Here is a 15,576-nt window from a genome sequence, read left to right as displayed (position 1 = left end):
CTTTTTACGATTCTTGCTCAGGCAACATTATCATCACTTTAGTTCCTTTATCAATAACCGATTCAAATTCTATAATTCCGTGATGTTCTTTGATTATTGAATAACTGATAGACAAGCCCAATCCCGTTCCATCACCAGGAGGTTTGGTGGTAAAAAAGGGTTCAGTAACATGAGAAATATTCTGAGGAGAAATTCCCATTCCATTATCGATGATTTCAATAATTATATTTCCCTTTTCCTTTTTTGTTATGATATGTATTTCTCCTTCATCCTTAATGGAGTAAACTGCATTTGATAAAATATTAACAAAAACCTGATGCAATTTTCCAACATTACCTTTTACAAACAGATTTTCGTTACAATAATCTTTAAGGACAACAATGTTATACCTTAATTGATTATACAGCATAATTAAACAATTATCCAATATCAGGTGGACATTGCATTCCTCATCCAAGGTACTGCTTTCGCGACTAAACTGATTTAATCCTTTTACAATTTTAGAAGCTCGTTCTACTCCTGTTTTTATACTTTCCAGAAGTAGTTGAGTGGTGTTTTGATCCTGACTTCCATATTCTTCAAAGTAATTCTCCAAACCAATATAAGCCCCTTGTAAAAAATTGAGTGGATTATTAATTTCATGAGCTATTCCTGAAGTTAATACACCTAAAGAAGCCATTTTTTCTGACTGTATTAATTGCTTCTGCGTTTCTTTTAACCTTTTAAGTGCTTTTTTTAATTTGCTATTTTGCTCGTGAATAATATTGTTTTTGAATGATAAATCTTCGTTCGTAGCTCTTAATTGCTCTATGGCAGCTTCCAAGTCCACTGTTTTTTCTTGTACCAACAACTCCAGTTTATTCTTATTCATCTGGAGCTGAAGATTATCATAGGCCTTTTCCGAGAGTTGATTTGCAAAAATAAAAAGAGAGTCGGCTATATTTTCAAACTGATGAGCAGACATTGTATTTACCTCTTTCAGAGCTGTTTTAAACTCATCTTTATCTGCGCCAATCTCATCTGCATACAACATAATTTCATCATCATCTGTATCTTCACTTTTAACCTGACCTATAAGCCAATTTGCAATTTGCTTATTTCCAACAGAAATACTGGCTCCACCATCGAGCAAACCTCCGCTTAAACAGTTTTGAAAAATAGGACCGGAAGTATTTTGCCTTCCTATAATAGAGTCAGAATAATAACAATTTTTTAAACCTATCTCAGTCTTTCTTATTATATCCTTACACAAACGACAAAAATTGCTGGGTTTTGTAATTGGTGTTCCATCCGGTTTGGTGATAATTGAAGCTACCCCAGTTGCAGAAGAAAATGAATCTTGTAATTTTTGTATCATTTCTAAATCGAATAAATCCAGAAATTCTACATGCTCTAATTCTTTATCGATTGAGGCAACTTTTTTCATAAACTCTTATTATTTTTTAATACCAGACAGAACTCCTAAAATGAATCATTCTCTAATGTGAGAACCTTTTCACTTCATCGATCTCACAACTCTCATGGTCGTTTCATCTGGTTAAACATTTTTATGTTGATGGGGGGGGAATTCGCCTAAGATCATCATTTCCTTGTATAGGAATGATTTATAATGGTTTGTTTCATAAGATTACAATTTACATCCATTGGTTATACAAAATGATCAGGTATTGATACTAAATCACTTTAAAATATCGAAACATATGGGTTAATTCTTTTTATAAGGCACTTTAAAATAAAAAGTAGATCCTTTACCAACCTCTGAATCAATAGTTATGGCACCTTCTAAAAGCTTTGCATATTCGTGAGATATAGCTAATCCCAAGCCTAAACCACCAGATCTGGATGGTTCTTTATTTACTTTAGAAAACCTTTCAAAAATAATTTCTCTGTTTTTCGCATAAATTCCAATGCCGGTATCTTTTACATATAAAACCAATTCGTCACCAGAAATGGTATAACCGAGTTCAATAAAGCCCATATCGGTAAACTTAATGGCATTTTCAAGTAGTTTCTGCATCACTTTAGTCAGCTTTATTTTATCAGAGTAAATTCTAAAATTACAGTGTTTAATTTCATCTTTAATGCGAATTGGTACTTGATCATTTTTCGACATTAAAGTATATTCTGCATGCATGCGAATTAATAACTCATTCAAACAAAAAACTTCTTTATTTACCGATATTTGTTTTGCCACCAATTTTGAAATCTCCAGAATATCATCAATAATTCGCAACAAATCACTACTATTCTCCTGTACTATTTTAGCATAATATTCACGCAAATCTTCAGGCAAATCTTTTTCTGTCAGCATTTCAGAAAATCCCATTATTCCATTCATGGGCGTACGAATTTCATGTGACATATTTTTGAGGAACTCTGTTTTTAGCTGATCAGCTTTTTCAGCTTTTTCTTTAGCTAAGATAAGTTCATGTTCAAACTTTTTTCGTTCTGTAAAATCACGAAGAACTGCAACTATAGCACTTTGATTATTCCATAAGGTGGGACTTACCGATACCTGAATTTCTATTTCTGAATGAGAATTTACAGGTTTAGCAATCCATTCAAAAATATGAGGTTTATTACCAATCACATCATCCCAGATAGCTCTTAAATTACTGGTGTCTTGCTCCGGAGAAGTGATATCAAAAACTGTATATTTATTACATTCCTGTTTATTTATATTATAAATGGCCTGGGTTTGATCGTTTATTGATAAAATACGACCGTTGGGATCATGAATTATAATAGCATCACTAATACTATTCAGAATAGTTTGAAGATTGTTTTGAGAAGCCTCCAAACTATCTATCTTCTTCTGTAATTCAGGATAATAACTCTTGTGTAAAGAATGTTCTCCTAAACCAATAATCTTATCTCGATATTTATCCCAGTCGTTCTCCATTTATTACAATGCTTCTTTACATATTGCTTCTAAATCCATTTTTACCGGAGGTCTTGGATTTGTTGCATTACAAGGATCATTGATTGCCTTTGCCGCAATCGGTGTAATATAATCTGTTCTTACTCCTTTATCTTTTAATGAAGTTTGAATTCCCAATTGACGTTTAAACTGAAGCAAGTAATCTATTAACTGTTTTTTTACTTCATTAGTTGTTTTTCCTGACTTGGAAATATTAAATATTTCTGCAATTTTTAAATACCTATCATTTGCTGCATCAAAATTAAAATCAACTACATGTGGCAATAATATAGCATTACATTCTCCATGAGGTAAATCCAGATAACCACCTAAACTATGAGCCAATGAGTGAACACAGCCTAAACTTGCATTAGAAAATGCCAATCCAGCATACAAACTAGCGAGCATAATTTTACCTCGGGATTGTATATCATTGGGATTAATGATACAATTCTGTAGATTTTCATTAATCAATCGAATCGACTCTAAAGCATATAAGTCAGTAAATGGCGAATTAGCATTAGATACAAAAGCTTCAAATGAATGAGATAAAGCATCCATACCTGTACATGCTGTTAAAAAAGGATCCATGCTGGTTAAAATAAAAGGATCAATTAATGCAACATCAGGCACTACAGCTTTACTAATAATGGCAAATTTATATTTTTCAACCGTATTATTTATAATGGCAAATTGCGATACATCAGCTGCTGTTCCTCCTGTTGTTGGAATACAAATTAACGGAGGAATAGGAATATTGATCATATCTACTCCTTTATAATCCAAAATATGGCCCGAATTTGAAGACACAATTCCAATTCCTTTTGCACAATCCATCACACTTCCTCCGCCAAGAGCAAGAATCATATTACATTTATTCTCATCATAAACGGTTTTTCCATTCATTACTTCATAATCACGTGGATTTGGAGAAATTGATGAAAATACGATATAGTCAATAGAATGCTTTTCTAACTCTCCTACAACTTCCGTAAACCATAAGGATTGCTCAAGAATTTGATCTGTAACCAATAAAATCTTTCTTCCGCCAAGTTTTTTACAAAAAACACCTGCCATAAGACGAGAATCTACACCGTAGATATATTCCGGAGCTACAAATTTTCTTGGATTTAGCTGTATGTTCTCACGCATCTGCATCATAATTACAAAACTAATATGCTATAATTTACAAAGAAAGTAACAATATTGCCTAGTATTTTATTCCTTTATTAACTAAAACTAGAACCATTTTTTTCTTTTGAAATACGTGATCATTACTATTACTGTTGATAAAATGGCTCCCCACATAATAAAGTAACTGTATTTATAATGTAACTCCGGTATATAATCGAAATTAGTTCCATAAATACCTGCAATAAATGTAATTGGAATAAAAATAACAGAAAATATAGTCAGAAACTTAAGAATATCATTCAATTTATAAGCTACAGTAGTATGAAAAATATTTAACTGATCAGATAGGATATCTCTATAGTTATCAATGGATTCATTAGCCAATTCAATATTATTCTGAAGTTCATGCAGGTGACTTTGAATTTGATCACTGATTAATTCTGAATCTAATTTACATAAGCCTAAAATCATCTCTCTGCATGGTTTTATTGTCTTTCTTAAATAACTAACTTCAACTTTATATTTATTTATTTTTTCAAGATTATCTGTAGATGGCTGTCTAATTAACTCATCATCCAATTCCTCAATTTTTTCACCTAACAAACTAACTGTATGAATATAGTTATCTACAACAATATCGAGCAAGGCAAAAGCAAGGTAATCAGGCCCTGAATTTCTAATCCGTCTTCGATTTTTTCGAATACGTTCTCTTACCGGATCAAAAAAATCTCCTACTCGTTCCTGAAATGATATTAAAGTATTGTTATTAAAAATGATAGACAGGTTTTCACTGAATATTTTTTCAGTTTCTGCATTATACTGCAGCATCTTAGTTGACAACATTATATAGTCATCATAATCATGAATTTTAGGTCTCTTATGGGTTTCTAAAACTTCTGCAATGATGTAGTTTTCTATATTAAAATGAGATGAAATTTCCTTCATTAAGGAAGTATCATGAAGTCCATCAATATTAATCCAGGAAGTGTTATTTTCGTTTAGAGACTCGATAGTTTCGTTAATACTATTTAATTCCATTTCATGGAATTCATCTAAATTGTAATCTATTAACCTTAGGCGGGTTTTATCTACTTTCTGTTCTCCTTTAAATAATATATCATCCGGAGATATCCCAATTAATTCTTTTTTGGATTTCAGAAACCTAGCCATATTTTAAATCTTAATCAGTGTATATTTATGTATTATAACATCTGAAATATAGCATGAAATATGCAATTCTGTATTTAAAATAAGATATTTTTTTGCTCAATAAGTTACTCTCAAAACGGAAAAACATATCAACCTTTAAAATGATAACAAGTTATAACCTCCGGATATAAGTATTTCTGTATTCTCAGAAAAACCTAATAACTCAACATATTCTTGATTAGCTCTACCTGTTCTTATTTCTACTTTATGTAGATGGAATGTATTTTCATTCTCATCTTCCTTCACCAATACAAAATTCAGATCACCGGCACTAACCACTGCCTGATTTGGTACTGCAATTATTGAATCCGCCTCAACTATTACATTTCCATTTACCATTTGATTAATCGCAAAACTTTTACCCTTATCATAAATTTCTGCATAACATGATGAGGATTTAGTATCGGCATCTATTATATGATTCATAAAATTGATTTGGCCTTGATATTCTATAGAATCACCCAACAAACTAAAAACAACCTTCTGTCCAATTCCCATTTGTTGTAAATCTTTTTCAAATACAGCAATTTGCAACTGTATTTCATGATTGTTTACAATCTCTGCTGCATACTGATCTGAAGAAACAAATTGTCCCAAACTAAAATCAAAATTTACCACCTGCCCTTTTATTGGAGCAGTAACCCAATAGCTATTTTGATACAATCCTTTTTGAATCTCTTCCAGATTTATTCCCATACTTTGTAGCTTTAATTTTAAAGCTGAGTAGATCCCTAATTCAGCTTTATAATTACTTTCAATGATCAGGAATTCACTTTCTGTTTTAATATTATCGTTATATAAAATTTGAGCTCTATCGTAATCCGCTTTTAAATGTTTTATTTTGGCAGCTGAGGATGCAAATTGTTGTTGTAAATCAATAATTGCACTTCCGCCAATAGCCATGATTTTTTCACCTTTTTTCACCAACTCTCCAGGTTGAATATTTATATTCTTCACTATTCCTCCAACTGGTACACTAATTTTGGCCATTCCATTCGTTTTGGGTACAATTTTTCCTGTGAAATGAACTTTCTCTTCAAAAAGGTACTGCTCGGGTTTGCCAAACAACATTTTCTCAGATTGAAACTGATCTTTAGTTATCTCTATTAGATCTGTATCTGAGTTTTCATCAACAGAAGTTTTGGTAGAACAAGAGGACATTACTAAAAATATAATTCCTGCCCATATATATATTACATCCTTTTTCATAGTCTGCTATTTTGTAAAATAAATTATCTCTAGTAGTGCTTTGTTATAGTTATTGATGCTTTCGTAATAATCTGATTCAATTTTAAATGCAGATTCCAAACTATTAGCTAATCGCATAAAATCTATTTCTTTTAATTGATATGCTTTTATTGCTGTTCGTTTTATTTCTTCAGCTAAAGGCAAATCTGTTTCCTGATATTGCTTTATTTTCATATCATACTTGAGTTTATCAGAATTAAGCTCTTGCATTTTTTGCTTTACCTCATCCATTTCTGTTTCTGAAAAATATTTTTGTGCATCGTAAGCTAATTTTGCCGATTTAATGGTATTTCTATAACTCTTGTAGAATACAGGAATGGATACTCCTACTTCAAATCCCTGATAATTCTTAGCATTTTCATATGAGTTAGACCCAATAAAATAATTAACAGAAAACTCAGGTAATACTTTATTTTGCTCCACCTTAACAAGCGACTCAGCATAGGTATTTTTTTGTTGCAGCAAATTATAAATCAAAACAGAATCGGACCCCATCTCACCTTGAGTTAAAACCTCCATTATTATAGGCAATGTAAAATCCGAATCATTATTTATCAACATTTTTAATTGGCGATATGATTTTAAATAATCAGCATCCAATTCCATTTGAAGATAAGAAACTTCATTTTTCTTAGATTTAATATTCAAGTATTCTAATCTGCTGGCATCTTTTAATTCATACCTTCTCTCAAACTGCTTCAATAAATCCGTATATACACTATCTAATTGTCTATATATATTTATTTTACGATTTATAAACACACATTGATAATAGGAGATGGATACTTCTTTATATATTCTGTTTTTCTCCAACTCATATTTAGTTTGTGCCATTGATGAAAAAAACTCATTGGCATTACGTTGTGCGGTGTATAAAGTAGGAAAAGCAAACTCTTGACCCACCGCCCACACTTTTAACGGATGATTATTTTCAGCGATATTGTTTTCATCCGTTCCATAGCTAAGCGCTGTTTTAGGTATAGAAAAGGATGTTTTTAATATGGCTTGAGCCTCTTTTGATTTTAACTCATAGGCTTTTAATTGCTTGTTATTTTCAAGAGCGATTTGCCTTAATTGCTGAAGATTTAATTCATTATTCTGACTAAATAACGCTGATACGGGCAATAATAAAAGCAACACTAACATGCCCTTTGATCTTATCAGTTTAAATGGAAATAATTTAATTCCGATTATATTATAAAAAATTTCAAAAAACAGAGGTAAAGCGATCATTGTAAGCATGGTTGAAGTAACTAAACCTCCAATAACTACTGTTGCCAAAGGTCTTTGAACTTCAGCTCCGGCTCCTGTTGATATTGCCATTGGTAAAAATCCCATAGCTGCAGCCCCTGCAGTTAACAATACCGGACGCAAACGATCTTTTGTACCCTGAATAATAATTTCTCTCATGGTAGCTCCACCTTTTTCCTGTAACTCTTTTAAATGCTCAATCAGCACGATTCCATTTAAAACTGCGATACCAAACAATGCAATAAAACCAACGCCTGCTGAAACACTAAAAGGCATTCCCCTTAGCCATAATAAAACAACTCCACCAACCGTTGCCAAAGGAATAGCAGTAAAAATCATTAATGCATCTTTAAAAGATTGAAATGCAAAGTGCAGAAATATAAATATAAGTAGTAAAGCTACAGGAACTGCAATTAATAATCTTTTGGTTGCATTCTGAAGATTTTCAAACTGACCACCATATTCTATAAAATTTCCTGGTTGTAATTTTATATTTTCATCTATCCTTAATCTTATATCGTCTACTACTGATTGCAAATCTCTGTTTCGCACATTTACACTTACAACCACCCGGCGTCTGGTATTATCTCTTGATATTTTTGCAGGTCCTTTAGTATATTGAATATCTGCAAATTCTGACATAGGAACCTCGGTTCCGGAAGGAATTGTAACCAACAAATTACGAATATCTTCAATATCAGTTCTATTTGTATTTTGAAGTCGCATCACCATATCAAAACGTCTTTCACCCTCAAAAACAACACCGGCAATTTCTCCTCCAAAAGCAGTTGATAAATAGGTATTCAGCATATCCACATCAACATTATAATAAGCTATTTGACTTCTGTTATAAGTTACTTTAATTTGAGGCAAACCTGTTGTTTTTTCTAATATAACATCCCCCGCACCCGGAATATCAGAAACCAGTTTCTTTATTTCATTGGCTTTTTCATTTATATAATCCAGATCCTCCCCATAAATTTTAATTGCAATATCAGATCTCACTCCTGTAATCAATTCATTAAAGCGCATTTCTATTGGTTGAGTAAACTCATAGTCAATACCCGGAATAATACTTAGCGCTTCTTTAAATGCGACAGCTAAGTCTTCTTTTTTACCAGCCTTTACCCATTGTTTCTTTGGTTTTAATTTAATAATCATATCAATTTCCTCCATTGACATGGGATCTGTAGGAACTTCTGCAGCACCAATACGACAAACTATTTGATCAACCTCATCAGGAAACTCTTTTATTAATATATTTTCCATTTTTGTAGTCATATGAATGGTCTCCGACAAAGAAGTTCCGGTTTTTAAAGCTGGTTGTATCACAAAATCTCCTTCATCAAGTGTAGGCACAAACTCCCCTCCTATTTTAAAAAAGAGAAAACCCGTTACAATTAATGAAATTAATGCAGCACTAAGCACTATCTTTTTATGTTCACACGACCATTTTATTACCGGATAGTATGACTTATAAATCTGATCCAATATCCATTTGGACAGGTTTCTTTTAGTTAGATCACCTGGTCTTAAAAATAGAGAAGAGGCAACGGGAAGCCAGGTTAATCCCATGATCATGGCTCCAATAATTGCAAATGAAAATGCTAAAGCCATAGGATGAAACATTTTGCCTTCAACACCCTGAAGCGATAAAATAGGGATAAATACAATTAAGATGATAATTTGACCAAAAATGGCTGACTTCATCATTTTGGAAGCTCCCTCTTCAGAAATCTGATCCGAAAATTCACGGCGCTGCTCACCATTAATACCAGCAGCCTCCTTTGTCATCTGACTCATCCGCAGCACAATATATTCAACAATAATTACAGCTCCATCGATGATAATACCAAAGTCAAGAGCTCCAAGACTCATCAGATTGGCATCAATACCAAAAATATACATCATAGAAATTGTAAACAGCAAAGCCAAAGGAATCATTGAGGCAATAACCAGAGCCGAGCGCATGTTGCCCAACAATATTAAAACCGTAATAAAAACTATTAATGCACCTAGAATTAGATTTTCAGCAACAGTAAAAGAGGTTTTTGCAATAAGCTCTCCTCGTTCTAAAACCGGATTAATGAATACGCCTTCAGGTAAGTTTTTTTGAATTTCATCAACACGCTCCTTAACAGCATTAATAACCTCTTTTGAATTGGCATTTTTAAGCATCATAACCTGTCCAAGGATCGTTTCACCTTTTCCGTTTGCTGTAATAGCTCCAAAACGATTAGCATGACCAAAATGCACTTTTGCCACATCTCTAACATAAACCGGAACTCCGGCATGAGATGTTACAACAATATTCTTTATATCTTCAATACTTTTAATTTGCCCATCGCCTCGTATAAAATAACTTTGATTATTTTTTTCGATATAAGAACCTCCGCTGATGTTATTATTTTTTTCTAAAGCATCATAAACCTCCATCAAACTAACATCCAGACTTTTTAATAATAAAGGATCTATGGCAACTTCGTATTGTTTTAAATAACCACCCCAACTATTTACTTCCACTACTCCGGTAACACCAGTCAAACGGCGTTTCACAATCCAATCCTGAATGGTACGTAAATCCATTGGTGAGTAATTTTTTTCATAACCCGGTTTCACGTCCAATATATACTGATAGATCTCACCCAATCCGGTTGATATAGGCCCCATCTCAGGAGTTCCGTAGCTTTCCGGGATTAATTCTGATGCATTTTTAATTTTTTCTGCAATCAATTGTCTGGGTAAAAAAGTTCCTAGATTTTCCTCAAAAACTACTGTTACCAATGAGATTCCAAATTTAGATATTGAACGAATCTCTAAAACCCCTGGCAAATTTGCCATCTCCATCTCAACCGGGGTAGTGATAAACTGTTCTATTTCCTGAGTTGATAAATTTCCTGAAGTGGTTATAACCTGCACCTGATTATTGGTAATATCAGGAACGGTACCTACGGGTATTTTATAAATTGAGAATAATCCAAATCCTACAATAGTAAGTGTAAAAAGGATTACGATGAGTTTATTTCGTATACTAAAACTTATTATTTTTTCGAGCATATCTTCAAATTAGGTTGAACTAAATTTAAAAATATTATTAGATATTGTCGAGTGATATTCAGAATATTATTGAATTTTTCACTTTATAATTTGAATGGTAATTATAATCATTAAAGGTATTTAGGTAAAATTTAAAATAATTTGAGAGAAGTGATCAATCCTTGATTATAAAGTATAAAAAAAGCCGAATGTTCGTTAAGAACATTCAGCTTCTTCTTTTTTAGTTGATGTGAGTAAAAGTAAAATGCTGTGTTGTATTATACAACTTGTTTTAATTCAACCATAATTCACAAATTGAAGTAATTTTATTTTTAGCCTTATCAATATGAAAATCATAAGTGGTTTTATTACCTGTAGCTGCATGAATAAATTCATATTCTTTAAAACCCATAAAATCAAGCTCAATTTTTGTAATTGTTCTCAAATTATCCATAAAACCATATCCACCTTTATAGGATCCCATACTTGTATAAATGGTCAAAAACTTCGATTTATCCATCAATCCTATTTGGTTTTCTCCTTCATATTTAAAGGCACGCCCACTTTGCATCACTGCATCAAAATACGTTTTAACAATTCCTGGCAACGAAAAATTATGCATTGGTGTTACTAAAACAATCAGGTCTGCTTCAACAAATTGTTGTGTCATATCATCCATAGGTTGAATCGCATGTTGTTGCGCTGAGTTCAGGCTCTCACCACCAAAGTTTCTGGTTTTATAGGCATCCATACTTAACTCACTATGGAACATTGGTGGATTTTGAATTAAATCCAATTCTGTATATGCATGATTACCTAATTGTTCTTTTAAATGATTTAAAAGTTTAAGCGTATTTGATTTTTCTGATGACGGTAAATATTTAACGATTAAAATTTTCATAATTATATTTTTGCTTTATTCTTTTTTCTATATCACAAAGATGTAAGAATTGATGAAGTTATAGATTACTATTTTTCGGTAGAATATTATAAAAATCCGTTCTTATCTTAAATCTACATCCCATTACAACACCATATACAATGGGTAATTTATAATTGTATACGAATAAATCTGGTAGACACAATTCCTAAAATCTATCATAAAATCATATTTGCACATATGGTAATTGATTTCAATAGATTCTTTACATATCTACTTAATATTATTATATTTAGATGAACCAAACTTATTCTTTAAGTTTAATAATCATGTATTAAATATAATTCTGTTTACAAACCAAAAACTACCAGATATGCATAACATAAAATTATTTTGTGGTTCAATAGCAATATTGATGTTATTTAGTTTTTCAAAAGTTGAAAATAAAAAAGCTGATTCTCATTTAAAACCATCAGAAGTATATGAAATCCCCACTGATGCTAAATCTATATTAAAAAGATCATGTTTTGAATGTCATCATAGTGATTCTAAAAAAATTCTTGCCAAAGGAAAACTTAGCTTTGATAAATTAGATGAACTTAAAGACGTTAAGAAAATTGCCTCTCTAAAAAAAATTGAAAAAGAGATTAAAGAAGATAAAATGCCTCCAAAAAAATACACAAAAAACTTCCCGGAAAAACAGTTATCTGAAGATGAAAAAAAAATAGTTTTCGAATGGATTAATTCCGAATTAACAAGCGAATAATCAAATGGATATTTAACATTACCTCTATATATTTATCTTAGAAAAAATAATGTGTAGAGGGTAAATTAATTTTTCAAATAGATAAAGATGAACTTGAAAAAATATAAATTATTTGCCATACCCGTTATACTTATATTGATTCAGTTTTTTCAACCTGCAAAAAACTCAATGGGTATTGGTGAAAATCATATTATAAATGAAACCTCAATTGCAGATACAGTTAAAAATATGCTTTCGGTATCTTGTTTTGATTGCCACTCAAATCAAACTAATTATCATTGGTATCATAAAATTTCACCAGTATCATGGATTATTAACGGTCATATAAATGAAGGTAAAGAGGAACTTAATTTCTCAAACTGGAAATCAATGGATGTATATGATAAGATTGCCATTCTTGATGAAATCTGCGAAGAAGTCAAAGATAAAAAGATGCCATTGAAAGCTTATTCATTAATTCATAATGAGGCAAAATTAAGTGAAGAGCAAATAAAAACACTCTGCGACTGGACTAGTCAATATTCTGAATTATTATTAAAAGAAAATAAGCAATGAGTTGAATTTAACTCAACATACAGCAGTTTTTTTACTTATTACTTTTAAGTGTTCTATAATTAAATATAAACCCAATAATTAACAATGCACCAATAGCAATAGCCAGATATGTAGGAGGTTTTCCTGGTGTATGCAGCCTAATTATAAGTGTTGCATAAGTACTTGTTAAAGTAACAATAAGGCCTTGTATTAATATTAAAGAGCTAATCCATAATTTTCTATCTGAAGTAAACTTTTTTTGAAGTACAGCAATAACAATTGCAGTAGCTATAAATCCCCCTGCCACAACTCTCATTAATGCTAAAATTAAACATTGAAAACTGCTTTCTACTTCACTCCATGGATGTGAAACAGCTTCGCTATGATAAGACATAAAACTATTTGCTGTCAGGTAAAGAGTACCCATATATAATGCAACTGCTGCAGCTAAATAATTTGCAACGTTAGCTATTCTTTCATTCTTCATATTATCGTTAGATTTTACACAAAGGTAAGATTTTAAGAACTAGTATTACTTAAATATATACATCTTACAATAAAATGAAAGTGTAAAACCATCAACTTAACACCCATTCAATAGCAGATTCCAATGTACTAAAGGGTTTAGAACTATATCCTTCATCTTCGCTTTGAACTAACATTGGTATTACAACATCTCGTGGTACTTCTGTTAATACGCCAATTTTACAATCTCCAAATACCTCCAGATGCTTTTTATAGAAATTAGAGATAGCAGTATATTCATCTATTCTGATATGCAGACTTGCGTTTCGGTAATCAACAATAAATCCAATGGTTTCTTTAGGTATTAATGCATTTTGAAATGCATATTCCCACGAAGACTCTATATCATTAATAGTAATTGGCCCAAAATAATGTTTAGTTAAAACTCTGGATTTACTATCAAATATATATTTGAATTTATGATTCATTTACTTTGCTAATAAACATTCTTTTTCAAAATCTAAATTATCTAAAATTTCAATCATATTGTAAATTCATTCATAAATCCCCATTAAAAATGAATAAAAAAACCCTCAGGCAGAATATAAAATCTACACTGAGGATTTATTATTTAAAGATTAAACTCAAAATATGTAAAGAATTCTTATACCGCTTCCTGTACTATCTTAGATAAAACATCCAGTAAATGATCCCAGAATTTTTGTACGGTTTCAATTTCAAGTCTTTCATCAGGTGAATGAGCTCCTTTAATGGTTGGCCCAAAAGAAATCATATCCAGTCCTGGATATTTTTCCAGAAACAATCCACATTCTAATCCTGCATGAATAGCTCTTACAATCGGTTTTGTTTGAAATAATTCTTCGTAAGAGTCTCTGGTTATTCTAAGAATTTGAGAATCTGTATTTGGCTCCCATCCCGGATAACCTTCTCCATGTTTTACTTCTGCTCCGGCCAACTCAAATGAGCTTCGAACCATTGCAGCAACGTTTTCTTTTGCTGTTTCAACTGAACTTCGCTGACTGGTCGATACAACAACCTGTTCGTCAACTTGTTTTATTGATGCCAGGTTCGTAGAGGTTTCAACTAATCCTTCTATTTTTCTACTCATCTCAATCACTCCATGAGGACAAGTATAAATGGCATTTAAAAAGTTAGTTTGAAATGGCTTTGTCCATATATACTCTGGAATATCACACGATTCCAAATGCATTTTTATTCCTGGTTCTGTTAGTTCCAGTTCAGAACAAACCTCATCATAAAAAATATTAAATGCAACTCTTATCGGTTCCTTTTGAGAAGCAGGTACTACTGCAATTGCTGAAGCTTCCCTGGCAATAGCATTTCTCAAATTACCTCCGGTAAAACTATATACACGCAAATTATACTCTCTACCTGCCTGCCATAAAAAGCGATTTAATAATTTTACAGCGTTCCCCAAACCTTTATCTATATCATCACCAGAATGACCACCTTTCAATCCTGAGATTTGAAGGTTTATCGCAAAATATTTTTCAGGAACCTCTTCCTTTTCAATATCAAAAGTTGCCACGGTATCCAAACCTCCTGCACACCCTATAAAAAGTTCTCCTTCATCCTCAGAGTCAAGATTTAAAAGAATTTTACTTTCAAAAAATCCATCCTTTAAATTAAAAGCTCCTGTTAATCCGGTTTCTTCATCAACTGTAAACAAACATTCTATGGGACCATGCTTAATTTCGTTGGAAGCCAAAACTGCCAACTGTGCAGCAATACCAATACCATCATCAGCTCCTAATGTTGTGCCGGAAGCTTTCACCCATCCATCTTCAATTACAGGAATAATAGCATCTTTTTCAAAATCATGTTTTACATGTGAATGCTTTTCACATACCATATCCATATGGCTCTGCAAAACTACAGAAGGAGCCTCTTCGCAATTTAGTGAAGCTGGCTTTTTTATTAGAATATTACCAATCTCATCTTTCTTATATTCTAACTGATGTTCTTCTGCAAAATTGATTAAATACTGGATAATATGCTCTTCCTTTTTCGACGGTCGGGGTACTTTACATATTTCTTGAAAATATCCCCATATATCTGTTGGTACTAATTTATTTAATGAATTCATATGCT

12 protein-coding genes are annotated in these 15,576 nt (G+C 31.9%); 2 read left to right on the top strand and 10 right to left on the bottom strand.

Annotated features, from left to right (window positions below; genetic code table 11):
* Positions 1–4: 4 nt before the first annotated feature.
* The 7 genes from OM075_RS02845 to OM075_RS02815 all read right to left on the bottom strand — a co-directional run bounded on the left by OM075_RS02845 (position 5) and on the right by OM075_RS02815 (position 11,699).
* Positions 5–1,426: a PocR ligand-binding domain-containing protein gene (locus tag OM075_RS02845; protein WP_301188956.1), complete on the bottom strand. Its 1,422-nt coding sequence runs from the start codon at positions 1,424–1,426 to the stop codon at positions 5–7.
* A 279-nt stretch (positions 1,427–1,705) separates the two neighbouring features.
* A complete protein-coding gene (locus tag OM075_RS02840) occupies positions 1,706–2,902 on the bottom strand; it encodes a PAS domain-containing sensor histidine kinase (protein WP_301188955.1) in 1,197 nt (398 codons plus the stop codon).
* A 3-nt stretch (positions 2,903–2,905) separates the two neighbouring features.
* Positions 2,906–4,072 carry an alcohol dehydrogenase-like regulatory protein ErcA gene (gene ercA / locus OM075_RS02835; RefSeq protein ID WP_301188954.1) on the bottom strand — a complete coding sequence of 389 codons (1,167 nt, stop codon included), beginning with the start codon at positions 4,070–4,072 and terminating at the stop codon, positions 2,906–2,908.
* An 87-nt stretch (positions 4,073–4,159) separates the two neighbouring features.
* A complete protein-coding gene (corA, locus tag OM075_RS02830; protein WP_301188953.1) occupies positions 4,160–5,224 on the bottom strand; it encodes a magnesium/cobalt transporter CorA in 1,065 nt (354 codons plus the stop codon).
* Between the two features lie 135 nt (positions 5,225–5,359).
* The gene (locus OM075_RS02825; protein WP_301188952.1) at positions 5,360–6,472 is read right to left on the bottom strand and encodes an efflux RND transporter periplasmic adaptor subunit; all 1,113 of its coding nucleotides are present in this window, start codon (positions 6,470–6,472) and stop codon (positions 5,360–5,362) included.
* A gap of 6 nt (positions 6,473–6,478) precedes the next feature.
* A complete protein-coding gene (locus tag OM075_RS02820; RefSeq protein ID WP_301188951.1) occupies positions 6,479–10,819 on the bottom strand; it encodes a CusA/CzcA family heavy metal efflux RND transporter in 4,341 nt (1,446 codons plus the stop codon).
* A 271-nt stretch (positions 10,820–11,090) separates the two neighbouring features.
* Positions 11,091–11,699: an NAD(P)H-dependent oxidoreductase gene (locus OM075_RS02815; protein ID WP_301188950.1), complete on the bottom strand. Its 609-nt coding sequence runs from the start codon at positions 11,697–11,699 to the stop codon at positions 11,091–11,093.
* 352 nt (positions 11,700–12,051) lie between these two features.
* Here OM075_RS02815 and OM075_RS02810 point away from each other — a divergent pair, with 352 nt between their 5' ends.
* Positions 12,052–12,444, top strand: coding sequence for a heme-binding domain-containing protein (locus OM075_RS02810; protein WP_301188949.1), 393 nt, complete (start codon positions 12,052–12,054; stop codon positions 12,442–12,444).
* An 87-nt stretch (positions 12,445–12,531) separates the two neighbouring features.
* Positions 12,532–12,999 carry a heme-binding domain-containing protein gene (locus tag OM075_RS02805; protein WP_301188948.1) on the top strand — a complete coding sequence of 156 codons (468 nt, stop codon included), beginning with the start codon at positions 12,532–12,534 and terminating at the stop codon, positions 12,997–12,999.
* 31 nt (positions 13,000–13,030) lie between these two features.
* On the opposite strand, the gene OM075_RS02800 is transcribed toward OM075_RS02805, so the two are convergent.
* The 3 genes from OM075_RS02800 to OM075_RS02790 all read right to left on the bottom strand — a co-directional run bounded on the left by OM075_RS02800 (position 13,031) and on the right by OM075_RS02790 (position 15,571).
* Entirely contained in the window at positions 13,031–13,465 is a 435-nt protein-coding gene (locus tag OM075_RS02800; protein ID WP_301188947.1) for a hypothetical protein, read from the bottom strand.
* Between the two features lie 91 nt (positions 13,466–13,556).
* Positions 13,557–13,931, bottom strand: a complete 375-nt coding sequence (locus OM075_RS02795; RefSeq protein WP_301188946.1) for a hypothetical protein — start codon at positions 13,929–13,931, stop codon at positions 13,557–13,559.
* 176 nt (positions 13,932–14,107) lie between these two features.
* Complete coding sequence (locus tag OM075_RS02790; RefSeq protein ID WP_301188945.1) at positions 14,108–15,571, bottom strand: aminoacyl-histidine dipeptidase; 1,464 nt, start codon at positions 15,569–15,571, stop codon at positions 14,108–14,110.
* Positions 15,572–15,576 lie beyond the last annotated feature (5 nt).

The organism is Plebeiibacterium sediminum (assembly GCF_026013605.1).
GTDB lineage: Bacteria > Bacteroidota > Bacteroidia > Bacteroidales > Marinilabiliaceae > Saccharicrinis > Saccharicrinis sediminus.
Note: the sequence above shows the minus strand (reverse complement) of the source record. Positions and strands in the feature narration are given on the sequence as shown.